Origin of the sequence: Collinsella sp. BG-O-102, assembly GCF_023656745.1 — a bacterium.
Classification (GTDB): domain Bacteria; phylum Actinomycetota; class Coriobacteriia; order Coriobacteriales; family Coriobacteriaceae; genus Collinsella.
Genome location: NZ_JAMOKO010000012.1, coordinates 1 through 26,468, shown reverse-complemented (window position 1 = coordinate 26,468; position 26,468 = coordinate 1). Strand labels below are relative to the sequence as shown.

General features: G+C 60.5%; 24 protein-coding genes and 1 tRNA gene. 14 read left to right on the top strand and 11 right to left on the bottom strand.

Translation table 11 applies throughout. The annotated features are described in order from the left end of the window. The first annotated feature begins 20 nt into the window (after positions 1-20). Entirely contained in the window at positions 21-1,022 is a 1,002-nt protein-coding gene (locus NBH09_RS07150) for a Ppx/GppA phosphatase family protein (RefSeq protein ID WP_117847847.1), read from the top strand. Between the two features lie 145 nt (positions 1,023-1,167). On the opposite strand, the gene NBH09_RS07145 is transcribed toward NBH09_RS07150, so the two are convergent. From NBH09_RS07145 to NBH09_RS07135, 3 genes are all read right to left on the bottom strand, one after another. After that, the gene (locus NBH09_RS07145; protein WP_117847849.1) at positions 1,168-2,469 is read right to left on the bottom strand and encodes an ATP-binding protein; all 1,302 of its coding nucleotides are present in this window, start codon (positions 2,467-2,469) and stop codon (positions 1,168-1,170) included. Between the two features lie 277 nt (positions 2,470-2,746). After that, positions 2,747-2,831 (bottom strand) — tRNA-Leu (locus NBH09_RS07140). Between the two features lie 31 nt (positions 2,832-2,862). Next, positions 2,863-3,486: a hypothetical protein gene (locus tag NBH09_RS07135; RefSeq protein ID WP_006235902.1), complete on the bottom strand. Its 624-nt coding sequence runs from the start codon at positions 3,484-3,486 to the stop codon at positions 2,863-2,865. 163 nt (positions 3,487-3,649) lie between these two features. Here NBH09_RS07135 and NBH09_RS07130 point away from each other — a divergent pair, with 163 nt between their 5' ends. Beyond that, positions 3,650-3,937 carry a PTS sugar transporter subunit IIB gene (locus NBH09_RS07130; protein ID WP_006235903.1) on the top strand — a complete coding sequence of 96 codons (288 nt, stop codon included), beginning with the start codon at positions 3,650-3,652 and terminating at the stop codon, positions 3,935-3,937. Positions 3,938-3,948: 11 nt separating this feature from the next. Beyond that, positions 3,949-4,323, top strand: coding sequence for a VOC family protein (locus NBH09_RS07125; RefSeq protein WP_250787547.1), 375 nt, complete (start codon positions 3,949-3,951; stop codon positions 4,321-4,323). 75 nt (positions 4,324-4,398) lie between these two features. Here NBH09_RS07125 and NBH09_RS07120 read toward each other — a convergent pair whose 3' ends face one another. From NBH09_RS07120 to NBH09_RS07110, 3 genes are read right to left on the bottom strand one after another with little or no spacing between them, the layout of a single operon-like run. Further along, positions 4,399-5,694 carry a sensor histidine kinase gene (locus NBH09_RS07120; RefSeq protein WP_117847865.1) on the bottom strand — a complete coding sequence of 432 codons (1,296 nt, stop codon included), beginning with the start codon at positions 5,692-5,694 and terminating at the stop codon, positions 4,399-4,401. Beyond that, positions 5,678-6,457 (bottom strand): response regulator transcription factor, encoded by a 780-nt coding sequence (locus NBH09_RS07115; protein ID WP_117847866.1) that lies wholly within the window; start codon positions 6,455-6,457, stop codon positions 5,678-5,680. Before NBH09_RS07115 ends, NBH09_RS07120 begins: the two co-directional genes overlap by 17 nt. Positions 6,458-6,475: 18 nt before the next feature. Beyond that, positions 6,476-7,018 (bottom strand): UBA domain-containing protein, encoded by a 543-nt coding sequence (locus tag NBH09_RS07110; protein WP_117847868.1) that lies wholly within the window; start codon positions 7,016-7,018, stop codon positions 6,476-6,478. Between the two features lie 358 nt (positions 7,019-7,376). Here NBH09_RS07110 and NBH09_RS07105 point away from each other — a divergent pair, with 358 nt between their 5' ends. Both NBH09_RS07105 and NBH09_RS07100 read left to right on the top strand, forming a co-directional pair. Further along, complete coding sequence (locus tag NBH09_RS07105; RefSeq protein WP_117847870.1) at positions 7,377-7,616, top strand: hypothetical protein; 240 nt, start codon at positions 7,377-7,379, stop codon at positions 7,614-7,616. 85 nt (positions 7,617-7,701) lie between these two features. Beyond that, positions 7,702-8,427 carry a metallophosphoesterase gene (locus NBH09_RS07100; RefSeq protein ID WP_250787545.1) on the top strand — a complete coding sequence of 242 codons (726 nt, stop codon included), beginning with the start codon at positions 7,702-7,704 and terminating at the stop codon, positions 8,425-8,427. Between the two features lie 15 nt (positions 8,428-8,442). On the opposite strand, the gene gluQRS is transcribed toward NBH09_RS07100, so the two are convergent. After that, positions 8,443-9,444: a tRNA glutamyl-Q(34) synthetase GluQRS gene (gluQRS, locus tag NBH09_RS07095; protein WP_117847874.1), complete on the bottom strand. Its 1,002-nt coding sequence runs from the start codon at positions 9,442-9,444 to the stop codon at positions 8,443-8,445. 515 nt (positions 9,445-9,959) lie between these two features. On the opposite strand from gluQRS, the gene NBH09_RS07090 reads away from it, so the two are divergent. Next, positions 9,960-11,903, top strand: coding sequence for a DUF2207 domain-containing protein (locus NBH09_RS07090; protein WP_250787543.1), 1,944 nt, complete (start codon positions 9,960-9,962; stop codon positions 11,901-11,903). A 452-nt stretch (positions 11,904-12,355) separates the two neighbouring features. Here the strand turns inward: NBH09_RS07090 and NBH09_RS07085 are convergent, their stop codons facing one another. After that, a complete protein-coding gene (locus tag NBH09_RS07085; protein ID WP_022093848.1) occupies positions 12,356-12,997 on the bottom strand; it encodes a GNAT family N-acetyltransferase in 642 nt (213 codons plus the stop codon). Between the two features lie 277 nt (positions 12,998-13,274). Here NBH09_RS07085 and purH point away from each other — a divergent pair, with 277 nt between their 5' ends. From purH to NBH09_RS07055, 6 genes are all read left to right on the top strand, one after another. Next, a complete protein-coding gene (gene purH, locus NBH09_RS07080; protein ID WP_250787541.1) occupies positions 13,275-14,882 on the top strand; it encodes a bifunctional phosphoribosylaminoimidazolecarboxamide formyltransferase/IMP cyclohydrolase in 1,608 nt (535 codons plus the stop codon). 277 nt (positions 14,883-15,159) lie between these two features. Next, the gene (locus NBH09_RS07075) at positions 15,160-15,867 is read left to right on the top strand and encodes a hypothetical protein (protein WP_250787539.1); all 708 of its coding nucleotides are present in this window, start codon (positions 15,160-15,162) and stop codon (positions 15,865-15,867) included. Positions 15,868-16,044: 177 nt separating this feature from the next. Further along, on the top strand, positions 16,045-16,716 hold the full coding sequence (locus tag NBH09_RS07070; protein WP_138113373.1) for a response regulator transcription factor: 672 nt from the start codon (positions 16,045-16,047) through the stop codon (positions 16,714-16,716). 9 nt (positions 16,717-16,725) lie between these two features. Beyond that, complete coding sequence (locus NBH09_RS07065) at positions 16,726-17,769, top strand: sensor histidine kinase (RefSeq protein WP_138374528.1); 1,044 nt, start codon at positions 16,726-16,728, stop codon at positions 17,767-17,769. 116 nt (positions 17,770-17,885) lie between these two features. Further along, positions 17,886-18,131 (top strand): helix-turn-helix domain-containing protein, encoded by a 246-nt coding sequence (locus NBH09_RS07060; protein ID WP_138374527.1) that lies wholly within the window; start codon positions 17,886-17,888, stop codon positions 18,129-18,131. Further along, on the top strand, positions 18,122-19,411 hold the full coding sequence (locus NBH09_RS07055) for a HipA domain-containing protein (protein ID WP_138374526.1): 1,290 nt from the start codon (positions 18,122-18,124) through the stop codon (positions 19,409-19,411). The genes NBH09_RS07060 and NBH09_RS07055 overlap by 10 nt, the downstream gene beginning before the upstream one ends. A gap of 90 nt (positions 19,412-19,501) precedes the next feature. Here the strand turns inward: NBH09_RS07055 and NBH09_RS07050 are convergent, their stop codons facing one another. Continuing rightward, positions 19,502-19,939: a universal stress protein gene (locus NBH09_RS07050; RefSeq protein WP_006235921.1), complete on the bottom strand. Its 438-nt coding sequence runs from the start codon at positions 19,937-19,939 to the stop codon at positions 19,502-19,504. Between the two features lie 247 nt (positions 19,940-20,186). Between NBH09_RS07050 and NBH09_RS07045 the strand changes: the two genes are divergently transcribed. After that, complete coding sequence (locus tag NBH09_RS07045) at positions 20,187-21,167, top strand: undecaprenyl-diphosphate phosphatase (RefSeq protein WP_055310402.1); 981 nt, start codon at positions 20,187-20,189, stop codon at positions 21,165-21,167. Positions 21,168-21,523: 356 nt separating this feature from the next. Next, positions 21,524-24,424 (top strand): ATP-dependent helicase, encoded by a 2,901-nt coding sequence (locus NBH09_RS07040; RefSeq protein WP_250787537.1) that lies wholly within the window; start codon positions 21,524-21,526, stop codon positions 24,422-24,424. Between the two features lie 281 nt (positions 24,425-24,705). Here the strand turns inward: NBH09_RS07040 and NBH09_RS07035 are convergent, their stop codons facing one another. Both NBH09_RS07035 and NBH09_RS07030 read right to left on the bottom strand, forming a co-directional pair. Beyond that, positions 24,706-25,638 (bottom strand): type I phosphomannose isomerase catalytic subunit, encoded by a 933-nt coding sequence (locus NBH09_RS07035; RefSeq protein ID WP_502799836.1) that lies wholly within the window; start codon positions 25,636-25,638, stop codon positions 24,706-24,708. Between the two features lie 72 nt (positions 25,639-25,710). Then, positions 25,711-26,388, bottom strand: a complete 678-nt coding sequence (locus NBH09_RS07030; protein WP_250787534.1) for a GntR family transcriptional regulator — start codon at positions 26,386-26,388, stop codon at positions 25,711-25,713. Positions 26,389-26,468 lie beyond the last annotated feature (80 nt).

The window sequence follows — 26,468 nt, the reverse complement described above, 5'->3', positions numbered from 1 at the left end:
CGCCCGGAGGGGAACCCGCAATGGCAGATTGCAAACGATATAAGGTGGCGGCGATCGATCTGGGAACGGTGTCGTCGCGACTGGTGTTGGCCCAGGTCGAGGGCGGGGCGATCGTGGGATCGTCCAAGCATACCGAGATTACCGACCTGGGCGAGGGTGTGGACGCGACGGGTCGCTTTTGCGAGGCGGCTGTCGAGCGTGTGCTCGCTGCGTGTCGCATGTTTGTGGACGAGGCGCGTGCCTTTGGGGCCGCGTGCATTTGCACCACATGCACGAGCGCCGCGCGCGATGCATCCAATGCCGCACTGCTGCTGGACGGTCTGCGTGAGCTGGGGCTCGAACCGCAGGTGATTCCGGGCGAGGTCGAGGCGCGCCTGACGTTTTTTGGCGTGGCGCACGACTTTGCCGGCGAGCGCATCATTGTTGCCGATTCGGGCGGCGGATCCACGGAGCTCGCGACGGGCGTCTATGCGCCGGAGCGTGGGGTCTTTGCGCTGGAGGGCACGCGTTCGCTGGACATCGGTTGTCGCCGTGTGACGGAGCGATTTTTCTCGGCACTGCCGCCCGCACGCGGCGAGCTTACTGCCGCTGCCGCGTGGGCGGGCGAGCAGTTCGCTGCCTATTTTGAGGGCCTGCCGAGCAATTTTGAGCGCGCCGAACGCTTGGTCGCAGTGGGTGGCACCGTCACCACACTCGTGGCGCTCGTTCATGAGCTGGAACCGTACGATTCGAGCTTTGTGCACCTGCGCGAGCTTTCGCTGGATCAGGTTTCGGCCGCTATCGAGCGCATGTCTGCGTTGGATGCGGACGGCATCGCCGCTCTACCGGGTGTACAGTCCAAACGCGCGGGCGTGATCTTGGCTGGTGCCGTGGTAATCCGCGAGCTTATGCGAGCCGGCGGCTACAAGACGCTCACTGTAAGCGAGAACAGCTTACTCGCCGGCATGGCCGCCACCATCAACGAGGCTCTCGACGGTGCGACCCCCACCATCTCCTGGACCCCCAGCCTCAGCGCCCTCTAAATAAGTTGCGGTGAAATACGGACTAAAATCGCCCTTTCGGGCACCAAACAGTCCCTATTCCACCGCAACTCAACAGCCGGCACCTGGGGACGTTCCTTTTCTGCCGGCACCTGGGGACAGTCCTTGCGGGGCGTCCCCATGGCGCCTATGCCAGCTTGTCGATTTGCCCAATCTCCCAAAGCGGAATATTGATGAGCATGCCCTCGTCTCTATATGCCGCCAGGGAGCTCCTCACGCAACGCTCGAGTTTGAATTTTTCGCAGGCTATTTTCAGACTCTTCGCTTTAAGGTTCTCTGCCGCCTTGACCTCAAGCGGAAGCACGGTTCCCGCATGGTCGATGGCAAAGTCGGTTTCGGCATTGCCGGAGGTAGAGGACCAATACGCGGGAGTTTTGTCCTGGAGCAAAAGCTCCTGCGCGACGTATTGTTCGGTCAGCGAACCTTTGAACTCGGTAAAAACAGCGGATCCGTTAAGAACGATGGCCGGAGAGAGACCGGAGAGCGCTCCGAGGATGCCGGTGTCGATGCAGAACAGTTTGAAGCCCGAGAGGTCTTCGTAGCTCGAGAGCGGCGCCTTTAGAGCGGAAACACGTGGCACCTTATGAACGATTCCGTAGTCCGTGAGCCACTGGAGGCTTTCCTCGAAATCGCGTGCGCGCGCTCCGGGACGAAGGGCGCCATAGACAAACTTCTTGTTCTCCTTTGCAAGCTGGCCGGGAAGGGATTTCCAAACCAACCTCATGCGCTCGACGATGCGGGCGGGTGCATGTTTGCCAAAATCGGATTCGTAAGCCTCGATGATTTGCTGTTGAAGCCTTCGGGCTTCGATGAAGTCGCGTGTCTCGGCGAAAGTGGAGACAACTTCGGGCATACCGCCGACAACAAGGTATTCCTTGAGCAAGCGCTCGAGCTTTTCGGTAACGTTTGCCAGAAGGTTCATGTCTGCGGCAAGGATGGCATCGGCGAGCGGGTTGCCGTCGACGGCACGAACGAACTCGGCAAACCCCATGGGACGCATGGTGAGCTGGTCGATTTTGCCGACGGGAAATGACTCGTTTTCGCGTCGGAGCGCGAGGCCCATATAGGAACCGGCTGCCACGATGTGGTATTCGGGTGCAAGTTCGTTGAAGTACTTGAGTGAGGTGATCCCGCGTGGCGCCTCTTGGATCTCGTCGAAGATGATGAGCGTGTCTGCCGGCGTTACGGTTTGGCCACGTAGGAGTTCTATCTGGGAGATGATGCGCTTGGGGTCGAGGTCCCCATCGAACAGCGAGCGTGTGCTCGGCTCGAGCATAAAGTCAAAACGAATGACGTTTCGATACTGCTGGCTTGCGAATTCGTTAAGAAGCCAAGTCTTTCCTGTCTGGCGGGCTCCCCTAAGCAAGAGAGGTTTGCGATTCGCCCTTGATTTCCAAGCGATAAGTTCACTCATAAGCTGTCGCTGCATATTGCCTCCCAACCCTCTCGGCTAGTATAAGGCCATTTGGTCGTTTCCATCGGAAAATGTGCGAGACAACCACGTTTTTCCATCGGAAAATGTGCGAGACAGCCACGTTTTTCCATCGGAAAATGTGTAAATACCAACCTAAGTTGCGGTGGAATAGTTCCTAAATGGGCTGATAAACTGCCAAAACAGGAACTATTCCACCGCAACTTAGAGCCCCGCCGGCGTGTAAAAGAAACGAGCCCGCATCCCTTGGGGACACGGGCTCGAAAGCTCCATATGGTAGGGGCGGTGGGACTCGAACCCACAATCCTTGCGGCGAGAGATTTTAAGTCTCCTGCGTATGCCAATTCCGCCACGCCCCCGTGAGACTAGAAGTCTAGCACAAGCCGTCCGTTACGCGTTGACGGCCATCGAGTGTTGGCCCGACTTCTCCAGGAACTCCTGGAACTTGGCTTCGTCGCCCTTGTTCTGGTACTGCAGGGCTAGCAGGTACTCCAAGCGGCAGCGCTTGACCGGGTCGTCGCCGACATCCTCGAGCATGCGCTCCAGCTCGGGAATGTCGTTGTGGCGCTTGAGGATCATCGTGTCGTACATCAGCTGACACTCGTGCGCAACTGCCTCGGCCTGACCGCCCTCAAAGCCCTTGATCTCGTGCAACAGCTCTTTGGACTTTTTGCGGTCCTCCTGGCCAACATAGTAGTTAAAGGCCTTAATCACCAAGTCGACGCGCTGCATCTTGGGGAGGTTGAGTCCCAGCAGTAGGTCGAACATCTCGCTGGCGCGCTCGTGGTCCTCGCGCAGCAGATAGGAGTTCAGACGCAGGTAGTCGCGGTTGTAGCGCGGGTACAGCATGCTGGTGAGTTTGCCGTCGAGCAAACGATCGAACTCGTCCCACTGCTTGGCAGCCATAAGCTGCTGCAGGCGCTTAAACGTGGTGCGTTTTTTGACGCTAAAGAACACCGACACGGCGATGCAGATGATAACGACGGCGGTCCAGAGGGTGCGGGAATCGGGCATATTAGGGTCCTTAGTCGCTCATAAAGCGAGCGGTATGACAACACGTACTAGATGTATTATACGCAGCGCGCAAGCAAACTGGCATAAAAGCTCATCGAGGCCGAGTGCCATCGCTCGCTGCGGTACACTTACCTAAAGTAAACCATGAAGGGAGACATTACCTATGAAGAAGATCGTTTTGGCTTGCGGTGCTGGCGCTGCTACTTCCACGCTCGTTGCCCAGAAGGTCGCTACTCTGCTCGACGCCAACGGTTATGCCGACAAGTACGAGATCGTGCAGTGCGCCATCTCCGAGGCCAAGGATTACTGCGACGAGGGCGCCGACCTGCTGATCGCCACCACCGTTGCCCCCGAGGGCCTCACCTGCCCGTACGTGAGCGGCGTGCCCTTCATGACTGGCATGAACCGCGTCGCTGCCGAGAAGGCCGTCCTCGACGTCATGGCTCAGTAGGCGCTGACTGTATGAGTGAGCAGAACGCCAATCCGGTCGAGCTCTTTGGCATGCGCGTTGCCCATGTGGGCATTAACGCCACCGACCCGGCAGATGCCCTGGAGATCGCGGAGCTGTTCTCGACGATGGTGGGCCTGCCCGTTATCGAGACCCCGGTTTCGTACTTTAACGATTCGCTGGTCGAGATCATGAAGCAGAACGGTCGTGGCGCCAAGGGCCACATTGGCTTTGCTGTCAACGACATCGATGCGGCCGAGAAGTGGTTTGCCGAGCGCGGGCTCGAGGTCAACGAGGAGTCGCGCGTGCTGCTGCCCGACGGCGGTACCAAGCTCGTGTACTTTAAGCGCGAGTTCGCCGGTTTCGCCGTGCATCTGTGCCGCGAGTAGCGCACAAGCTGCCATAGCTGGCAAAAAGGGATAGGGTCGCGTGGCCCTATCCCTTTATTTATGCCGAGGGGCTTCCTATCGTGGCAGGCGAATCGTAAAGCGGCTGCCGACCCCTTCGACCGAGGTCACACCGATGACGCCGCCGTGGCTGTCGACGATCCACTTGGCGATCGCAAGCCCCAGACCCGAACCCTGTGCGCCGGCATCGCGCGCGTTGTCGGCACGGTAGAACCGCTCGAACGCGTGAGCTGCGGATTCCTGGTTCATGCCGATGCCCTCGTCCTCAACACTTATGTCGATCGTGCCCGCGCCCGCATCTGGCGTTATGCCAAATGTGACGGTCGTTCCCGCATCCGAGTACTTGGCGGCGTTTTGCACGATCACGCGCAGAGCCTGCTTCACGAGCGCCACGTCGACGGGCGCGTCGCAGCGCGGGTCGCTGGCAAGCGCAGCGTCAGAAGCCAGCCGATACGTGTGCTCGGTATCGATCATCTGCGATTCTTCGCATACCTCGCTGACCAGTGCAGCCAAGTTGGTATGCGCACGCCGCAGGACCGTGCGCCCGGCATCGCCGCGTGCCAAAAACAGCAGCTGCTCCACAAGCTCTTGCATGTGCTCGCTTTCGGCTTTAAGGGACGCGATGGATTCCGCCAGCACGTCCGGGTCGTCCTTACCCCAGCGGTCGAGCATGTTCACGTAGCCCTGAATCACCGCGATGGGCGTGCGCAGCTCGTGGCTCGCGTCGTTGACAAAGCGCATCTGCTGCAGCTTGGCCTCTTGCATCTGGCGCAGCAGGCGGTTGAGTGCGACCTCGATGCTTGCCAGGTCGGCGTCGCCGGTGGTGACGCTCGGCGAGTCGACGCTTGCGCGCTCGATGGCCTGCTCCAGTGTTTCCATTTTGCCGCCGGCGAGTTGCATGCGGCCGAGTTCGTCCACGCGCAGGGCCAGATCGTTGAGCGGCGCCATGGTGCGGCGCACGCGGCGGGCGCCGCCGAGCATGTTGAGCACGCTGATGACCTGCCAACCCACAACGACAAGGTAGAGAGGCCATAGCGTGACGAGGTCCTGCGCGAGGGGGAAAGTCTTGGTGGTACGCGCAAGCTCGACGGTATAGGTGAGCGTTGTCAGGTCCCAGCCGCGCGCGGGCGTCAGCGTCATGCCGCGAACGGTGGCGCTGGGGATCCATCCTGCGGTAAACGCGCCGTTGGGCAGCGTCTGGTTGTATCCATAGACAAGGATCGCCGCCACAATCACTACTAGCAGCAGGTCGAGCCAAACGTAGCTCATCAGGCGGCGCCACATATAGCTCCAGTTGATGGCGCGGGCGATGGAGGTGACGCGCTTGGCCTCGGCGTTACGCGCGGCAGACATAGCCCACCCCGCGCACGGTCTGGATGATGCGGACGCCGCCGGCGTCCTCGATCTTGGCGCGTAGATGCGCGATGTGCACGTCGACGTTGTTGGTGTCACCCATGTATTCGTAGCCCAGCGCTTCGTGCGCGATGCGTTCGCGCGTGAGCACGGTCTCGGCATGCGCCATAAGCAGGGCGAGGACATCGAACTCGCGGGCCGTGAGCGCAATGGGCGAGCCGCCGACCGTGACTTCGCGGCGGTCGGGGTCGAGCGCAACCGAGCCCACGGCGAGCGTGGCGGGGGAGAGCGAGGCGGAAACCTGGGTCGAGTCACTGACCGGGGGTATCGCGGTGGCGCCGACACCCGTGCCGCCTGCCGCGCCCGTCCCGATGCCGCCAACGCCCGAAGCCGCCCGCACGGCCTCCGAGCGCTTCAACGCCACGCGGATCCGTGCGAACAGCTCCTCAATCGCAAACGGCTTGGTCAGGTAATCGTCGGCGCCGGCATCGAGCCCGGCCACCTTGTCCATCACGGCATCGCGCGCGGTGACCATTATCACCGGCACATCCTTGTGCTTGCGGACGCGCCGCAGGACCTCCATGCCGTTGAGCTGCGGCAACAACACATCGAGCAGAATAAGATCGTAGTTGCGCTCCAGCGCCAGGTCCACGGCGGTGCGGCCATCGGCGGCGTGTTCCACCTGGTAGCCCTCGTGCTCCAGCTCGAGCGTCACAAAGCGGGCGATTTTCTCCTCGTCCTCTACGATCAGGATCCGTGCCATGCGTGCCCCCGTCTGCGATTACTTGTCGTCGTTCAGATTTTGCTTGATGTCGTCCGCGGCATCGGCGGCGTGATTCATAAGGTTGTTGATGCTGCCGGGCACGTCGCCGTCGCTGTCGATGCGGTAGCGCATGCCAAAGAACAGGCCAATCAGCATCAGCCAAATCGTAGCGCCCCAGGCAAACAGGGCGATGATGGGGATCAGGATGGGGATGTTGAGGATGATCGCATCGCGGCGCGTGGCGATAAACTTGGTGTCCAGGCTCAGGCGGAAGAGCTTTTTGAGGTACTCCCATACGCTGTCCATCTTCTTGGAGAAGTCGGTCTTTTCGCTCGACTTCTCGTAGGCGGCCTGCGCGGCGACCATCTCGGCTGAGGGCTCATCGACTGGCGCGGACTCGGTGGCGGCGTGCGCCGACGTGGTCTGGGTCTTGCCTTGCGACTCGAGCCAAATGATGGCGTCCAAAACGTTGCCGTCGGCGGCGTCGAGCGCGGCTTTGGCATCGGTGTAGCTCACGTTGCACTTGGTGCGGATGGTTTCAACTTTTTCGAGGTCGTCCATGACCTGTCCTTTCGTTCGATGGGCGCGACGCCGGGCGATCTGCCCGGGCGCGAGCGTTGCGTTCGGCGGCCTGCGTTGCGCGGCGCCGCCCCGCCCTTGGTCGAACTCTATAGTGCAGGTTATAGATTAAGCGATTCTTGAGCCAAGATTAACGTTGGATGAGTTTTTGGGTAGCGGTGGGAAAAGTATTAGACCTCGATAGCGGGGGATGTGGTGCCGGTGCAAAACGGCGTCAAAGGTTGGTCGAGCAGGCGGTTTCTCCATTGATGTCCGCACAGCATGTGACACTTACCCTGCCGCCCCGCTCTGCCGCGGCGGCATGCGTCTGAACAACGACCCTCTAAGGAGTTCGATACCGATGAGTGACAACGCAAAGCATCTCGCAAAGAAGTGCGTAAAGGACGCGGGGCCGTGCCTCGCGCTGTGCGTAGCCGGCGCAGCGGTCGCGCTGCTGGCTGTTCTGGGGCCGTTCGACGTGCTCCGAAGTGCCAGCTTTCTGCATGTTTGCATGGCTCTTGCCGGCGCCACGATGACCGGCGGCGTGCTCGATCTGATCTTTTGGGTGTTTGACCCGTTTGGATGGAAGAGCGAGGGGTAGGTCCCAAAGGATGGAAGGGCTGGAACGGTTGACTTAGTGATCGTGCAGAATGTGGGCTAGCGACTTACAGGGAAGTGGTGATCCGATGACGGTCTATGTGACGGGCGATATTCACGGCGGCGTCGACATGCAAAAGCTTCGCGACTGGGATCTTGGGGATGGTCTGACAAGTGACGACTATCTCATCATCGCGGGCGACTTTGGCTTTCCGTGGGATTTCTCTGCCGAGGAATGTGCCGACATCGCCTGGCTGGAGTCGCGCCCCTATACCGTGCTGTTTGTCGACGGCAACCACGAGCGTTTCGATCACTGGTCGGAGCGCCCCATGGAGCTGTGGCACGGCGGCCTGACGCAGCGTCTGTCGGACACCTCGCCCATCCGACGCCTGACGCGCGGTGAGGTTTTTGAGCTCGACGGCTCAACGATCTTTACCATGGGCGGCGCCACGAGCGTGGATAAGGAATACCGCATTCCGTATTCCAGCTGGTGGCCGCAGGAGCTGCCGGACGAGCGCAACTTTGAGGAGGCGCGGGCAAAGCTCGACAGCGTGGGTTGGAAGGTCGACTATGTGATCACCCATACCTGCTCCACGCGCATGCTTTCGCCCACGCTTTACCCGGCACCTGGCTGGAATTATCCCGATGTCGATCGACTCACCACGTTTTTCGACGAGCTGGAGGACCACCTGGACTACAAGCGCTGGTACTACGGGCATTTTCATCGTGACGCCAACCCAGCCGAGTGCCACACCGTGCTCTACGACTGTATTGTCCGCCTGGGCGACGAACTCCAGCCCTGGGATGTCGCGTAGGGGCGGGGTGGCTGGCTACTCGACCGTTACAGTGATGTTTTCCCGATGCGTGCGGATAACATCCCAGCTAAAGTGCTCGACCAGCTGCTCGGCAGAGCGCGGTGTGGCGTCCGGCGCGATGCCTGTTTGCCCGGCGAGCCAGCCCAGTAGTGCCTCGGGCGCGCCAAAGCGGGTGCGGAGCTCGCCCAGGTCCAGGTCGCGGTCGCGCTTGGAAAGGCGGCGGCCATCCGGCGACATGAGCAGCGGAATGTGCGCGTAGTGCGGCGTGGGAAGTTCCAGCAAATGCTGCAGGTAGATTTGGCGCGGCGTGGAGCCCAGCAGATCGCATCCGCGCACGACCTCGGTGACGCCCATGGCAGCGTCGTCGACCACCACGGCTAGCTGGTAGGCAAAAACGCCGTCGCTGCGGCGCACCAAAAAGTCGCCGCATTCGGTGGCGAGTGCTTCGCATTGGGCTCCATACGTGCGGTCCACGAATTCGATCACATCGTTTGCGAGGTCGTCGACGGCGGGTACGCGCAGGCGCGTGGCCGGAGCGCGCAGGGCGCTGCGGCGGGCAACCTCCTCGGCAGAAAGGTCTCGGCAGGCGGCGCGGTAGATGGGCGTGCCGTCGCTCGCGTGCGGCGCGCTCGCGGCGTGGAGTTCGGCACGCGTGCAAAAACAGGGATAGGTGAGGCCGGCGTCTTGCAGCTGACGCAGGGCGTCCTCGTACAGATCCAGGCGATCGTGCTGGTAGTAGGGGCCTTCGTCCCACTCCAGTCCCAGCCAGGCCAGGTCGTCAATCAATTGAGTGGCAAGTTCCGGGCGCTTGCAGCGATCGTCCAGGTCCTCGATGCGCAGCACGATGCTGCCGCCTTGGCTGCGGGCCGAAAGCCACGAGCACAGGCAGCTGAACACGTTGCCCAAGTGCATGCGGCCCGAGGGCGACGGGGCAAAGCGGCCCACGACGGGGGTGGGCGCTGCCGTTGCTGGTGCGTCCGCGGCGTGTGTTGCTATGTTGCGTGCGTTGATATCCATGCGGACGAGTATAGCGCGGGGCTTGGCAGGGAAGGCGTTGCTGCGCTCACAAGTTGGCGGCGGTACGCATTGCGCACGGTGGGTTTGCGGCTCAAGGTCTCGATCGCTGCGTACCGACTTAGCCTCACAAACGACAGAAACCCCGGCAGCTCTTCGCAACTGCCGGGGTTTCCGCGGAAAAGGGGGACATGATCCTCGAGCGAACGGCAAAGGGGCAAACCGTTTTCGCTCAACTGCTTTATGCCCCTCGGCTGGCGGCTCAATCAGCGCGTGCCGCGCCCACACAAAGCCGCTACACCTGTGACGGAGCTGTGAAGTGGTATCTATTGCCGGGGCGGGCTATGCCAAGGGTGTCCCTAATGACTAGTCATTTAAGAACGTCCCCAATGACTAGCTGCCGGGGTGCTGGTGTGACTTTCATCCCGTTTGGCGCTCCGGTCGCCTAGATGTTCGCCATGCGTACCCGCAAACGTGGGACAATGGCGCTGTTGGTTTTACAGACAAAGGATGTGCCTATGAACACCCTCGCCGCCAAAGTCAGCCGGCAGCGCCACCTGTTTGCGCGATTCGCTTCCGTCTGCGTGCTCGTCACGCTTGCGTTGTTGCTGCCTGTCGCCGCGCACGCCGACGGCTACTCCATGACCCAGACCTATATCAGTGCCACGGTCGAGGCCGATGGATCGCTGACCGTTGTCGAGGGACGCCAGTTTGATTTCGACGACGACATCAACGGCGTGTTTTGGGAGATCAATACGGGCTCCAACCAGCAGGGCGGCACGGCGGGCGTCGACGTGCTGAGTGTCGAGGAAGAGGACACCGCGTTTAACAAAGTCGATAGCGCGAACAAGGGCGACTCTGGCGTTTACACGGTGGAACAGTCCGACGACGGCGTAAAGATTAAGGTGTTCAGCCCTCACGAGAGCGGCGACAGCGCAATCTACTACGTGAGCTACACCATGACCGGTGCGGTTATGAACTGGGCCGATACCGCCGAGCTCTACTGGAAGTTCGTGGGTGACGGCTGGTCTGCGGACTCCGATGACGTCGAGATGGAAGTCTACTTTGCAAATGCCGCTGCCGGGACGGCTGCCGTCAAGGGCGATAACTTCCGCGCATGGGGCCACGGCCCGCTGACGGGCGACGTGTCGCTCGATGCGGACGAGCCCATGGTCACCTATACCATTCCCTGCGTGCATGAGGGCGAATTCGCCGAGGCACGCATCGCCTTCCCCAGCGACTGGGTGCCGCAGCTTGCCGTCTCGGGCGAAAAGCGCATGTCGACGATTCTGAGCGAAGAGAAGGAATGGGCCGACGAGGCCAACGCTCGCCGCGCTCACGCTCGCATGATTGCCAATGCGCTTGCCGTGCTAAGTGTTGTCGCGGCGGTGGCCTTTACCGGCACAATCGTTGTGCTCAAGCTGCGCCGCCGCAAGCCCAAGCCGCTTTTCCAGGACGAATATTTCCGCGATGTGCCTTCGGCCGACCATCCCGCCGTGCTTTCGGCCCTCATGAGCTGGAACGAGGTGCCCGATCAGGCATATATCGCCACGCTTATGAAGCTTACCGACGACCGCGTGATCAAGCTGGAAGAAGCGACCGAGACCAAGAAGAAGGGTCTGCTCCGTCGCGAAAAAGAGGAGCAGACGTATCGCATCACAGTGACCGACGAGGCCTGGAAGGCTGCCAAGAAGGACGGCATCGATCGCGACGTGCTCAAGGTCTTCTTTGCTGGCGTTAAGCCCGATAAGGACGGAGTCCGTTCGCGCACGTTTAGCGAGTTGGAGGAGTACGCTAGCGAGCGCACCACATCTGTTGGCGACAAGCTCGAGGACTATCAGAGCACAGTTAAGGGCAAGCTGGAGGCGCGCGAGCTTATTGCATCGGATGGCACTATCGCGATGGTGGCCGGCCTGGTTCTCGGCATCATCATTGTCTTTGGCATTCTGGGCTCTCTGTTCTATACCGACTTTGCGGATGCCAACGTCGGTGCCGCTATGATCTCGATCCCCGTTACGATCGTGGGCTTTGTCCTGAGCTGCACCTTCCGCCGTTACACGCCGGAGGGCGCCGAGGTGGCGGCTCGCTGCAAGGCGCTCAAGCATTGGCTCGAGGACTTTACGCGCCTGAAGGAGGCTATCCCCAGCGACCTAATCTTGTGGAACAAACTGCTGGTGATGGGCGTTGCCCTGGGCGTTTCGAAAGAAGTGCTGCGACAGCTGGCCGAGGCCGTGCCTGCGGATCTGCGCAACAGCGACGATTTCTACGACAACTACCCCTGCTACTGGTGGTATTACCATCACTACGGCAACGAGTCTCCGCTCGATTCGTTCAACGAGGTGTATCACGAGACCATCCGCGAGCTGGCTTCGAGTTCCGATAGCTCGAGCGGCGGCAGCGGCGGCGGCTTTTCCGGTGGCGGCGGTGGCGGCGTCGGCGGAGGCGGCGGCGGAACGTTCTAGCGAGCGCTTGCTTTGGGGTGGATCTTTCTGGGCGGTTGCCAGGGAAGATTCATCCCATTTTTGTGCATCGAAACGGGTCAAACTTTCCGCTGCGGACCTTCGCGCAAGGGACAGTGGACAAAAAATGCCAAATATGAGTACTGTTGCTGCGTTGGTCACATATGTTTGCACATAATAATGGGCTCCTAATGAGAGTACTTCTCGTTAGGAGCCCATTTTATTGAACATTTGGGGAGTTATGTCAGCTCGTGCAGCTGGTCGTCATGCCTATAAGCATCAAAAATGCCCCAAATCGCTGCTACTAAAAAGGTAACAGTACTCATATTTGATGTTTTTTGACCAGGGCTATCTACAAACCCCCTAGGCCACTCATTGGGGACAGACTTAAATGACTAGTTGTTGGGGATCAGTCATTGGGGACGTTCTTAAATGACCAGGTGTGGCTGCTTGGGCTAGGCTGTTAGGTCGAGTTCGTAGAGAAAGCTTTCACGCGGCATGTCGTGACGGCGCTCTTCGCGGTTGGCGCGGTGCGTGGCCGTGCGCTTAAAGCCGTGCAACTCGTAGAACTTCCACGAGCAGTTGGAGTCGGTGTACAGGTGCGCCCTCGTCGCCCCGCGCGAGGATAGGTACGAGACCGCGGCATCAAGCAACACCGAGCCAACGCCCAGGCCGTGGACATCGCGATCTACGGCAAGCAGCGTGACCTCGTTGTCGTGTGGCAACGGGCTGCTTTCGAGCAGGCGGTTGTTGGTTCGGATGGTTGCGCGCACAAACGAGAGATACTCGGCGCAGGCATCGGGCTCCAGCTCGCGCATTTGCGATAGCAGTGCGCGTTCGGTATCCAGCCAATGTTCCTTAACGGTGGCGCCGGAGCTCTGTCCCGCACGCGCGAGCGCAATGCCGCGCGCCTGACCGTCGATTACGGCAACCTGCGAAAACGTCGAAGACGAAAGGCAGTAGGCGAGGTCGCACGCGGCCTCGAGGCGGTTGTACTCATCGTTATCCGAATTGTTATGCCAAAGCTGCTGCAGAATCAACGCGATGGCGTCGAAGTCTTCGGTATCAAACGGTCGGTAGAGAACCCGCGAGACCATGGTGCCTCTTTCTTTTGCGGATGCATATCGAGCACAGTTCTACCACGCTATTGGCATCTAATTATGGTGCCCCTGTGTTCCATGAACTCACCGTGCCCGGTGCCGTGCCCATCCCCTCCGCTCGCAAACTTTTTCTGCATATGCGCCCGTTGCGGGGTGCATCGATGCGCTCGATGCGCTACATTGAATCAGTATTTTCAATGCCGCTGCGCGAGCGCTGCAGATCGACGTATCACCGACTCACAGAGCACGGCGGCGTACCAGACAGGAGGACTGCATGGGATCTGATGTGAAGATCGCACGCGCGTTGATCTCGGTTACCGATAAGACGGGCGTCGTCGATTTCGCACGGACGCTGGTTGACGACTTTGGCGTCGAGATCATCTCTACGGGCGGCACGGCTCGTGCCATCGAGGACGCGGGCGTTCCCGTAACCCCCATCGAGGAGTTCACGGGCTATCCCGAGATGATGGACGGCCGCGTCAAGACGCTGCATCCCAAGGTTCACGGCGCGCTGCTGGCCCGCCGCGATTCCGAGCAGCACATGCAGGAGGCTGCTCAGCACGGCATTAAGCTGATCGACCTGGTCGTCGTCAACCTGTACGAGTTCGAGAAGACCGTCGCCAACCCCGAGGTCACCTTCGCGGATGCCATCGAGCACATCGACATCGGTGGCCCCTCCATGCTGCGCTCTGCCGCCAAGAACGCCGCGAGCGTTACCGTTATCTCCGACCCGGCCGACTATGATGCCGTCCTGGCCGAGATGCACGAGACCGGTGGCTGCACCACGCTTTCTACCCGTCGTCGTCTGCAGGTGAAGGTCTACCAGACCACCGCCGCCTACGACACGGCTATCTCCCGTTGGCTCGCCGCCCAGGCAAGCGACGTGGCGGACACCTCTGCCAAGCTCGAGATCTCGCTGGAGAAGGTCGACGACCTGCGCTATGGCGAGAATCCTCAGCAGAAGGCCACGGTCTATCGCTTTGCCGAGGGCTGCGAGAATACCGCGAGCTCGCAGTTCCCGCTCGTGGGCTCCGAGCAGATCCAGGGCAAGCCGCTCAGCTACAACAACTATCTGGATGCCGACGCCGCTTGGAACCTGGTCCGCGAGTTCGACGAGCCGGCCTGCGTGATCCTCAAGCATCAGAACCCCTGCGGCTCCGCCGTGGCCGAGGACATCACGGCCGCCTACGACCGCGCCTTCGCCTGCGATCCCAAGAGCGCCTTCGGCGGCATCATCGCCTGCAACCGCGAGGTTCCCTATGAGCTGGTTGAGCACTTTGCCGATCAGAACAAGCAGTTCGTCGAGGTTATCATCGCTCCGAGCTACACTGCCGAGGCGCTCGAGCGCATGGCCAAGCGCCCCAACCTGCGCGTGCTGGCCACCGGCGGCGTGGACCACGGCGCCCAGGTGGAGCTGCGCTCCGTCGACGGCGGCATGCTGGTGCAGGAGGTCGACCACGTGACCGAGGATCCTGCGACCTTTACGTTCCCCACCGACCGCAAGCCCACCGACGCCGAGATGGCCGAGCTCGAGTTTGCCTGGAAGGTCTGCAAGGGCGTCAAGTCCAACGCCATCCTGGTCTCCAAGGGTAAGGCCGGCATTGGCATGGGCCCGGGTCAGCCCAACCGCGTTGACTCTGCACTGCTTGCCTGCGAGCGCGCCGAGGACTTCTGCGAGCGCGAGGGCGTGGAGAAGGGCGGCTTTGCCTGTGCAAGCGACGCGTTCTTCCCGTTCCGCGACAACGTCGACGTGCTTGCCGCGCACGGCGTGACCTGCATCATCCAGCCTGGCGGCTCCAAGCGCGACGACGAGAGCGTCCAGGCCTGCAACGAGCATGGTATTGCGATGGTCTTCACAGGGGCTCGCCACTTTAGGCACTAATATCGTTACGCGGTTTTACCAAACCGCGTAACTGCTCGACGCTGCGCCGGCCCCAAGCACCTCATCTCGCCGCTCAAACCGTCGCTCGCGTACAGAAGTACGCGTCGCTCCTCTTTCGCGGCGACCTGAGGCACTTGGGTCCGGCTCGCTGGCTTGTGCTCCACCAGCGGTATTGGCTCGCCCCGAACTAAAGCTATCTATTGCCGTCCGTGCCGGTTGGTGCGGGCGGCTTTTTTGGGTATAACGGTGCGGTGTATGTTTTTGAGAAAGGTTGGATATGGCCGTTGTGGATGATGCCGAGCTGTTTGGCAATGCCGAGGATCAGCGTGCGTACGAGGACTTTTGCGCCAATCAGGAGGCGGTCGAGAAGTTTACGCTCGACAAGCCCGCGCTTGTCTGCCGTTGGCGCATGTCCAACAAAAAGGTACCCATGCTCAACCGTCACATCCGCGCGCTGTCTGAGCGCCTGGTGCAGGGCGAGCCACTCACCCATAACATGCTCAGCTGGGCCAAACAGCACGTTGAGTGGTCGCTTGCCGAGGGCGATTACACCGCACGCGACGGCGTGCTCATGCTGGTGATCGACATCAACGGCAACGCCGCCATGACGGTGGGGGAGTACGAGCCGCTCGCCGATACGTCGGCCAAGGCGCTGCGTGCCCGCTCCGCCGAGGCCCGCTCCGAGGCCGACGAGACCGGCGTGGCGCCCGAGCTGCTCGCTGCCGTCAACGACGGTGAGCTGGTCTTTGTGGCGCCGGCGGACGAGTGCCTGTGTGGCACGGCGACGCTCATTGAGCAGCTGGCCCAGACCAAGGGCATCCCAGTCACGCGCGTAGACATCCCCGCTCAGCTCAAGGGCGCCTTGTTCCTGGTGAGCGACGAGCACGGTGTGGTCCCCGCAACCGAGACGGACGCCGCCGAGGCCGACGCCGCCACGGTCGCCTTCTTCGCCGAAGGCTACGAAAAGCTCCGCGCCCGCCGCTAAATGATTTTTCTGGGACGGGGATTAAAGAATCATTTTGGTCCCCGCCACCGCTGCGAGTGCGAGGCGGACAAAACGCCCCCGCTCGCGAACAGTTCTGTCACCTGGCACCGCGCGAGGCGTGTACCTGCAGCTTTGCGGTCATAATGGGACAAGACAACCAAGAGGGGAGCGGAATCAATGGCGCTGATCTATATCGTTGAGGACGACGAGCCCATTCGTCGTGAGCTTGTCGACATCCTTGCCCGCGCCGGGTTTGAAGTCGAGGCCTGCGAATCGTTTGAGCATGTCTCGCGCGATATTCTCGCCGCCGTGCCCGACCTGGTGCTGCTCGACCTCACGCTTCCCGTCAAGGACGGCCAGCATATCTGCCACGAGGTTCGCCGCGAATCCGAGGTTCCCATCATCGTTCTCACGTCGCGCACGACCGAGATCGACGAGGTTATGGCCATGACGCTCGGCGCGGACGACTTTGTTCCCAAGCCTTACAGCGCCCGTGTGCTTGTGGCGCGCATCAACGCACTGCTGCGTCGCACCGCGGCGTCAGGCGAGCGCAGCACACTTGTCCACAAGGGGCTGGAGCTCGACCTCGCCCGCTCAATGGTCACCAACACGCAAACGGGCACCAGCACCGAGCTCACCAAAAACGAGCTGCGTATCCTCTCGCTGCTTCTGAGCCGCGCGGGCAAGATCGTTTCGCGCTCGGCCATCATGCAGGACCTGTGGGACTCCGACGCCTTCGTGGACGACAATACGCTCACCGTCAACATCAACCGCCTGCGCACCACGCTCGAAAAAATCGGCATCAAGGGGTATTTGACCACGCATCGCGGCCAAGGCTATTCGGTCTAGGGGCCGGCTATGTCGTTTGGCAAGTTCTTTAAAGATGCGCTGCTTCCCGTCGCCGTGTGGACGTGCGGTGTGCTGCTGAGCTGCTTTGTGCTGACGGTTGCCGGTGCACCCGTCTCTATCGTGGTCGTGGCGGTCGGCGTGTCCTTTATCTTTGGTATGCTCGGCATCGTGGTCGAGTACGCGCGTCGCCGCCGTTTTCTGCGTCAGCTGGAGCGCGCGGCCGAGGAGCTCGAGAGCCCCGCATGGGTGCAGGAGATGGTGCAATGCCCGACCTATGCCGAGGGCGAGCTCGAGTACGAGGTCTTGCGCCGGGTGGGCAAAGCCGCTTGCGACGAGGTTGCCGAAGGCCGGCGTCAGACCGATGACTATCGCGACTATATCGAGAGCTGGGTCCACGAGGCCAAACTGCCCCTGGCGGCGGCTCATCTAATTTTGGAAAACCTGGATGGCAGCGAAGACGACCTGTCTCGTGTGGATGACCTGGGCCGTGAGTTGGCTCGCGTGGAGCGCTATATCGACCAGGCGCTGTACTACGCGCGTTCGGAAGTCGTGGAGCGCGACTACCTGATTCGCCGCTGGGATCTCAAGACCTTGGTGACGGGCGCGATTAAGGCCAACGCGCGCGAGCTCATCGCGGCGCACGTGGCCCCGGTGTGCGAGAACCTCGACTTTGAGGTCTTTACCGACGAGAAGTGGCTCGAGTTTATTCTGGGCCAGCTCATTCAGAACAGCATTAAATATGCGCGCGAGGACGGCGCAAAGATCGTGTTTTCGGGCGCGTTGCTGGACGAGGGCCTGGCGAGCGAACGCATCGAGCTCACCGTCGCGGACAACGGCTGCGGCGTGAGCGCGGCCGACCTGCCGCGCGTGTTCGAGAAGGGCTTTACCGGCGATAACGGCCGCACCACCAAGCGCGCAACGGGCATTGGCCTCTACCTGGTGGCGCGTCTGTGCTCCAAGATGGGTATCGATGTCACCGCGGCATCCGAGCCCGGCGAAGGCTTCGTCGTCACGTTTGCCTTCTCGACCAACAAATTCCAATACTTTGAGTAGTCGTCGCGGTGTAACGTCCCGGAGCGTCATTCACGTTAAGACAATTATCCCAAACGGGATAATTCCATCATGATGTGCTATGATTATCCCGTTTGGGATAATCATAGGGGATTAGCATGCAAGACTGGAATGAGCGAACGATTTTTGACCCAGCTGAACTCGGTGCATATTTGCGTGAGCGCCGGAAGAAGCTCGGTTATACCCAACGCGATGTGGCTGATTTCAACCAGTGCAGTTTGCGCTTTGTGAGCGAGCTTGAGCGTGGAAAGGCGGGTGCCAATCTTCGCCAAACCCTTCAAATCGCTAACAGCTTGGGGGTCGATTTGATCCTGAGGGAGAGGGGCGACGGCTCATGGCATTAAAGGTTTATCGTGAGTATCGGGGAACGTTTGAGCTGGTCGGAGAATTTGAGAGGGCCGACCCCGTAAACGAGACGTTTGCATATGATGAGGGATATCTTGAACGCGACGATGCTGCCGCACTCTCAGCTTCTCTTCCCTTGCGACATGAGCCATATGCCAGCAATGAGTTTTCGGCCTTCTTTTCGGGCATGCTTCCCGAGGGCCCGGTTCGGCATGAGCTGTCGATGCGTTTTCAAATCCCCCAGTCAGACTATTTATCGATGCTCGAGCGTTTGGGCGATGAGTGCGTTGGTGCCTTGAGGTTTCTCGGCGATGAGAAATCGAGCTACGATCCGGGCTATCGTCCTCTGCAAGACGAGGATTTTGAGGCACTTTCTAAGGCGGAAGTGTTTGAGATTGCAAATGATATGCAGGATTCGAGGCTGTCGTTGGCGGGCGCTCAGTCTAAAACCGGTTGGTTTTTACCGCGCGGTAAAGATGCAAAAAAGGCCGGGTCGGGGGATTGGATGCTGCCGCTCGGCTCTGCCCCCTCGACTCACATAGTCAAGATTGCTTCAACTAAACATCCGGATTTGCCGTTCAACGAATTAATTTGCATGACGGCAGCGTCTGCTGCTGGGCTTGAAATTGCCCGTTCAGAAGCTTCGGATACGATTCCTGGTGCGTTCTTTTCCGAGCGTTATGACAGAATCTGGAGCAATGAGCCGCCGTCGATGAGCGGATTCGATGTGCCTCTGAGGCTGCATCAGGAGGATTTTTGCCAAGCGGTTGGCTGGCCTTCGTATATGAAATACGAGACACGTCCCGATAGCTGCTATATGGCTCTTTGCGGCCGATTGATAAGAGAGCAATCGTCTAACGTAATTGCTGATACTCAAATGTTCGCTCGTCAGGTAATGGTCGATTATGCGTTGGGGAATTGCGACTCGCATCTCAAGAACCATTCGTTTCTTTATAGTCCGAGTTGGCGGGAAAAGAGGTTGGCCCCTGCATACGATATTGTTTGCACGACGATAATGGGATACGACCATAATCTTGGGATTGATATTGGGGATCACCGGGTGATCGATGGGGTGACTCCTGAAGATTTCGAATTCATGTCTCAAGATTTGCATCTGCCACTCAAGATGATCAAGAACATCGCGGCGGAAGTGGCTGAAGAGGTGTCTGCCCAGCTTGCAGAACTTGCCTCTGCAACCGGAGATTTGGGTCGGGTCGCTCTGAAAATTCAGACGGATTCCGTTGAGAGAATGAGGGTTCTGGAGCAATTCTCAGCCTAAAGCAAAGCGGGGCCACCGTAATGGTGGTCCCGCTCTTGGAAGACTTGGGCACGTGGGCTTGCGCTCCGCGATGCGTTAGGCGTACGTTTGCTACTTCACGACCAAGATGTCGCAGTCCGTATTGCGCAGCAGGAACGTCGAAATCGAACCCAGCAGCGCATACTTGATCGAGGACAGGCCGCGGGCGCCGCAGAGCACCAGGTCGGGCTTAACCACGTCGAGCATCTCGTCCTTGAGCGTCTCGCGAATACGGCCGGCGCGAATCATGACCTCGACCTCGGGAATATCGGGATTGGCCTTGGCCTCTTCGAGCTGCTTGGCGATGGAGTTCTTAAATGCCTCCTCTAGGCCGTTGACCAGATCGACCGGATAGGAACCGGCGCTCTCGAGCGCCGTGGAATCGATAACGTGGCCGATGATTAGCTTGGCGCCGTTGTTCGCGGCGACCTTGATGGCGCGTGCGAGCACAAAATCCTGCTGCTCAGTACCGTCGAGTGAAACAAATACCTTGGTGTAGCCCTCGTTCATGGTTTCCTCCTTGGTCTATCGCACGGGCGCGGGGCTCGTGCATCGGGCGGGCGCGGGCGCGTTGGCCGCCGGACACTTTATCTTGTTGCAGTTATACCCAAGGATTTGGGTTTGACCGCTCGCAATTCTGTGAACGGGCGAGTTTTTTGGTAAGGGTAGGCGTAGACGCGCCCGAACGGTTGATAATGGGACATCGCCCGCACCGTCCGCAGAACAATATCGGCGGGTGTCTAACGAGGGGGTCCCTTTGGATATTATCGAGCTTCTAAAATCTGCCTTCATGGGCCTGGTCGAGGGCATCACCGAATGGCTGCCTGTTTCGTCGACCGGTCACATGATCTTGGTGGACGAGTTCGTCAAGATGAACGTGAGCGAGACGTTCTGGAATATGTTCCTGGTCGTGATTCAGCTCGGCGCCATTCTGGCCGTCTGTGTGCTGTTCTTCCATGAGCTCAATCCGTTCTCGCCCAGCAAGGGCAAGGAGGGCCGTCGCGACACCTGGGTGCTGTGGGGCAAGATTGTGCTCGGCTGCATTCCCGCCGCGGCGATCGGTCTGCCGCTTAACGACTGGATGGAGGAGCATTTCTACAATGCTCCCGTCGTGGCGCTGGCGCTCATTGTGTACGGCGTGCTGTTTATCGTGATCGAGAACTGGCGCGCGAGCAAGCGCGAGGAAATGGCCGTTGCCGGTTCGTTTGGCTCGCGTGCTGTGGTGTCGGGTGGACGTCCCGCCGGTGCGCACTTTGCGGCGCCCGCCGCGGCTACCGCTGAGGATGAGGACGATGACGAGAATCTGGACTTTGGCTCCATCGCCACGCTCGAGGACCTGAGCTGGAAGACTGCGCTGGGTATCGGCTGCTTCCAGGTGCTTTCGCTGGTGCCTGGTACGTCTCGCTCCGGTTCTACCATCATCGGCGGCCTGCTTTTGGGCTGTACGCGTTCGGTGGCGTCCAAGTTTACGTTCTTCCTGGCCATCCCTGTCATGTTTGGCGCGAGTGCACTCAAGCTGGTCAAATACTTCATCAAGGGCGGCACGTTCGGCGCCAACGAGGTCGCTATCTTGGGCGTGGGCTGCGTTGTGGCCTTTGTGGTTTCGCTCATCGCCATCAAGTGGCTCATGGGCTTCGTCCGCCGTCACGACTTTAAGTGCTTCGGCGTCTACCGCATCATCCTGGGTATTGTGGTGCTTGCGTACTTCTTTGTCCTGGAGCCCATGCTCGGTCTGTAACTCGGTTGATGCCGCGCGGCGGCCAGAGCGACAACCTGTCATTCAAAGAGGGTGGCATGACCAAAAGGTCTATGCCGCCCTCTTTTCATGTCAATTTGTTCGCTCTGGCAGCCGCTCGCTACCGTTGCCATGACATCGGTGACTCCGTGATTGGTGCATTGGGGTCAGGTTACTTTGCAGCAACATGGTGCAGACTAACCTGCCCCCATTGCGCCAAATCCGCTGGGGCGGGCTCGATGGCAGCGCGCGGAGTCGTGGTGTGATTTGCGTCGGTGTCCGCGCGGCTCGGTATACTGGTACGGCTCAAACTATGGCGCTGCCCGCAGGCGCGCCGTCCGTCAGATGAGGAGTCGCCCATGACCCAGCCCTTGCCCTGGGAAAAGAATGCCGCGGTACCCGTGCCGCCCGCGCCGGAACCCGTGCCGCTTGATGCATACACTGCCCCCGCTGCGCCGGAGCCCGAGCTCGTCCCGCTCGACATCTACGATGCTCCCGCACCGGCACCCAAGCCCGCTAAGCCGCTCGTCGACATCGACAGCCTTAACCCCGCCCAGCGCGAGGCCGTCCTGACGACCGAGGGTCCGTTGCTGGTCCTTGCCGGTGCTGGCTCGGGCAAGACCCGCGTCCTGACCTTCCGCATCGCCCATATGCTCGGCGACCTGGGTGTTAAGCCCTGGCAGATCCTTGCCATCACGTTTACCAACAAGGCCGCGGCCGAGATGCGCGAGCGTCTGGCGGCACTTATTCCCAGCGGTACCCGTGGCATGTGGGTGTGCACCTTCCATGCCATGTGTGTGCGCATGCTGCGCGAGGACGCCGATCTGCTGGGCTACACCGGTCAGTTCACCATCTACGATGACGACGATTCCAAGCGCATGGTGCGCGACATTATGCAGGCGTTCGGCATCGAGCAAAAGCAGTTCCCCATCAACATGATTCGCAGCAAGATCAGCTCGGCCAAAAACGCCATGATCGGCCCCGAGGACATGCTCAAATCCGCCGACAGCCCCAACGACAAAAAGGCCGCACAGGTCTATATGGAGCTGGAGCGCCGCCTGCGCGCCGCCAACGCGATGGACTTCGACGACCTGCTCGTGCGCACGCTCGAGCTGCTGCGCACCCGCCCCGAGGTGCTCGACAAGTACCAGGAGCGCTTCCGCTACATTAGCGTCGACGAGTATCAGGACACCAACCACGTCCAGTACGAGATCGCTAACCTATTGGCCGCCAAGTACCAAAATCTCATGGTCGTAGGCGACGATGACCAGTCCATTTATAGCTGGCGCGGCGCCGACATCACCAACATCCTGGACTTTGAGAAGGACTTTAAAAACTGCAAGACCGTCAAGCTGGAGCAGAACTACCGCTCCACGGGTCACATCCTGAGCGCCGCCAATGCCGTTGTTCGTCACAACTCGCAGCGCAAGGACAAGCGCCTGTTTACGGCCGAGGGCGATGGCGAGAAGATCCAGGCCTTCCAGGCGAGCGACGAGCGCGACGAGGGCCGCTGGATTGCCGGTGAGATCGAGAAACTGCACTCCAAGGGCACGAGCTACGACGACATCGCTGTGTTCTATCGCACCAACGCCCAGTCGCGTATCCTCGAAGATATGTTCCTGCGCGCGGGCGTGCCCTACAAGATCGTCGGCGGCACGCGATTCTTCGACCGTGCCGAGATCCGCGACGTCATGGCCTACCTCAAGATGATCGTGAACCCGGCCGACGAGATGAGCGTCAAGCGCGTCATCAACACGCCGCGCCGCGGCATCGGCTCCACCTCGATTCAAAAGATTGAGCAGCTGTCACGCGACAACCGCTGCTCGTTCTTCCAAGCCTGTGAGATTGCGACGGCCGAGACGGGCATGTTTAGCGCCAAGGTGCGCAACGGCCTGTCGAGCTTTGTGGCGCTGGTGCGCGAGGGCCGGCGCATGGACGGCGAGCTCAAGGACGTCGTCGAGATGATCGTCGATAAGACGGGCCTGCTGCAGGCGTTTCGCGCCGAGGGCACCATGGAGTCCGAGAGCCGCGCCGAGAACATCCAGGAATTCCTGGGTGTCGCTGCCGAATTTGAGGAGACGCATGAGGATATCGAAGGTACGCTCGAGAGCTTGGAAGAGCTGCGCGCAGCCGGTGTTGCCGACGTTCCTGCCGGCGCCGAGCCCGAGCCCGTCGTGGTGAGCGCGCCCGCGCCCGAACCGGGGCCGTCCGCCCCGGCATCCTCGTTTGAGGCACTCGTCGGCGCGCGCGATGCTGCAGGTTCCAATCCGCTCGATAGACTAGCCGCCCCGGCGCTCTCGCCGCAGGATGCCCTGGCCGCCGCCATCGCGGGCAACGCGTATGCCGCGCCGACGGGGATGCCGGCGGGTGCCGTGCATGCCGACGAGATTGAGCGCACCTATGGTCCGCTCACCTGTAAGGCGCTACCGGCACTCATGGAGTGGCTGGCCCTGCGCTCCGACTTGGATTCCCTGGCCGGCGAGACGCATGCCATTACCATGATGACCATCCACTCCGCCAAGGGCCTGGAGTTCCCGGCGGTGTTCGTGGCCGGCATGGAGGAGGGCATCTTCCCGCACGTGCACGACTTTGGCGGCAGCGATGACCCGGGTAAGCTCGAGGAGGAGCGTCGCCTGGCCTACGTCGCCATCACGCGTGCCCGTAAGCGCCTGTTCCTGACCTATGCGGCCACGCGTCGCACCTACGGCTCGACCTCTGCCAACCCGCGCTCGCGCTTCCTCAACGAGATTCCGTTTGAGGATATCGAGTTTAGCGGTATCGGTTCTGCCGGTTTTGAAGGCACGGGTTGGGAGAAGCGCGGCGACCGTCACGGCACCTTTGGCTCGGGCATGGGTTCGGATATGTACGGCGGCAAGGTATTTGGTTCGCATACGCGCTCGACTGGCGGTTCCGGTTCGCGCGGCGGATCGAGCTTTGACGATTTCTTTGGTGGCAGCAGCTACGGGACCGAGCGCCATCGTGGGGTCTCGCCCGACGCTGGCCGTGTTGCCTCGACCTTTGGCTCGGGCGCACCGCGAGCCAAAAAGCCCTCGTCCAAGGTGTCCCCGACGGTGGAGCGCAAGGTTGATCGCGCCAGCGCATCGCAGGACTTTGCCGCAGGCGATACCGTGAGCCACAAGACCTTTGGCACGGGTACCGTGATCTCGGTCGCCGGAGACATGATCGAGGTTCAATTCGAAAAGACCGGTCAGACCAAAAAGCTGATGAAGGGCTTCGCGCCGATCGTCAAGCTGTCGTGATCCTGGCGGACCTGGGCGGGCGTATAGGGCAACATCGCCTGCTCGGGCAGTCCTGCGCAAGACGGAGAGCACATTAAGTGCTCTCCTTTGCGTGCGGAACTCGCGATCGATGTTGCCCTATACGCCCGCCCAGGTCCTTGGGTAACGGTGCTTGCGAACGTCGCTCTGCTCGTTCGCTTTTTGATCTGGAGAGCCGGGTGGGCTGATAAATAGATATGGCAAGGGGCTCTCCCGCACATGGACGGGAGAGCCCCTTGTTGCGTTTGGGTTGTTGGTGCGACCTACAGGTGGCTGATGATCAGTTCCATCTTGCCTTTGAGGTCAATGGAGCTGACGGTGCTCGGGGCCAGCAGGTGGCTTCCCTTGTGGACGGGGTCGCCGCAGACGGTGCCTTTGCCGTCGATGACCGACAGGCACATGAAGGGCCAGCGCTGGTCGAGGGTCTTGCTGCCGTCGACGCGCACGCGATCGACAGTGTAGCAGGGGTTGGACTCGAGCTCGGTCACACCGTCGACCTCGGGCGTCGTCATGGTGCCGTCGGTCGGAGCCTGAGCATCAAAGTCGATGCAGTCGAGGCTCTGCTCAATGTGAAGTGGGCGCAGCTTTCCGTCGGTACCAGGGCGGTCGTAGTCGTACAGGCGATACGTCACGTCGCTCGACTGCTGCGTCTCCAAAATGAGCGTGCCGGTCTTGATGGCGTGCACAGTGCCGGAATCAATCTGGAAAAAGTCACCCTTGTGAATCGGCAGCACGTTGAGCATGTCGTCCCAACGGCCTTCCTCGATCATCTGTGCGGCCTCGGCGCGGTCGTGCGCGCGCTGGCCGACGATGATCGTGGCACCGGGCTCGCAATCCAGCACGTACCAGCACTCGGTTTTGCCCAGGCTGCCGTTTTCGTGCTCGGCGGCGTACTCGTCGTTGGGATGAATCTGGATTGAAAGGTCGTCCTTGGCGTCCAGAATCTTAATGAGCAGCGGGAACTCCTTGCCCTCGCAGTTGCCAAAGAGCTCGCGGTGCTCGGCCCACAGCCATGACAGCGTGTGACCGGCGTACGGGCCCTCAGCGATCTGGCAGTCGCCGTTGGGGTGTGCCGAGATGGCCCAACACTCACCGATGGGACCATCGGGAATGTCGTAACCAAATACGGTTTCGAGTTGACGGCCGCCCCAGATCTTCTCGTGGAAGATTGGCGTGAGTTTAATCAAATCGGACATGTGCATACTCCCATAAGGTTGTGCGGGCGCCGCGTAAGACGACTCAAAACGAGCACCCACCGGATAACAAAGCTAGGCCAGCGTTACGTTGTGCAGCTCAAAGCGGTCGCCTACGTTGTGCGAGATAGAATATTCAAACGCGGTGCCGCTATCCAAGAAGCCAATCTGGTTGAGTTCGAGCAAGGGAGAGCCGGGTTTGGTATCCAGGCGCTCAGCCTCTTCCTCAGTTGCCGCGACGGCGCGGATGGTGCGATGGAAGCTCGAAATCTTCAGCCCGCATTGCTCGCGGATAAAGCCGTAGACCGATCCGTACAGGTCCTTCTTTTTAAGGCCCGGGATCAGTTCGAGCGGCATATAGGTGTACTCGATGACGATGGGCTTCTCGTCGACCTGGCGCACGCGCACGATGTGATAGGCGAAGTCATCCTCGGCCATTCCCAGCTGGGTTGCAACCTCTGCCGGCGGATTGACGATCGAGAAATCGTAGACCACCGAGGTCACTTTCTCCCCGCGATGCTCGTACGAAAAGCCTTGGGCGCGGTCATTCTTGCCTTGGAAAAACACCTGGCCGGGAAGCCCCGCTGTGTCCTTGACGTAGGTGCCCGATCCGCGCCGACTGGTGATCAAGCCCTCCTCGGTAATCTGCTCAATCGCACGTTTGACGGTGATCTTAGAAACGCTATAGAGCTCGCAAAACTCTACGACGGGGGGGTGCGGACGATTTCTTGGACCGCGCCTAGGCGTATCCAAGCTTCCTGCGGTACTCCATCGGGCTGAGCCACTCGAGGGACTTCTTGATGCGCCCGTCCCGATAGTACACGAGGTAGGCC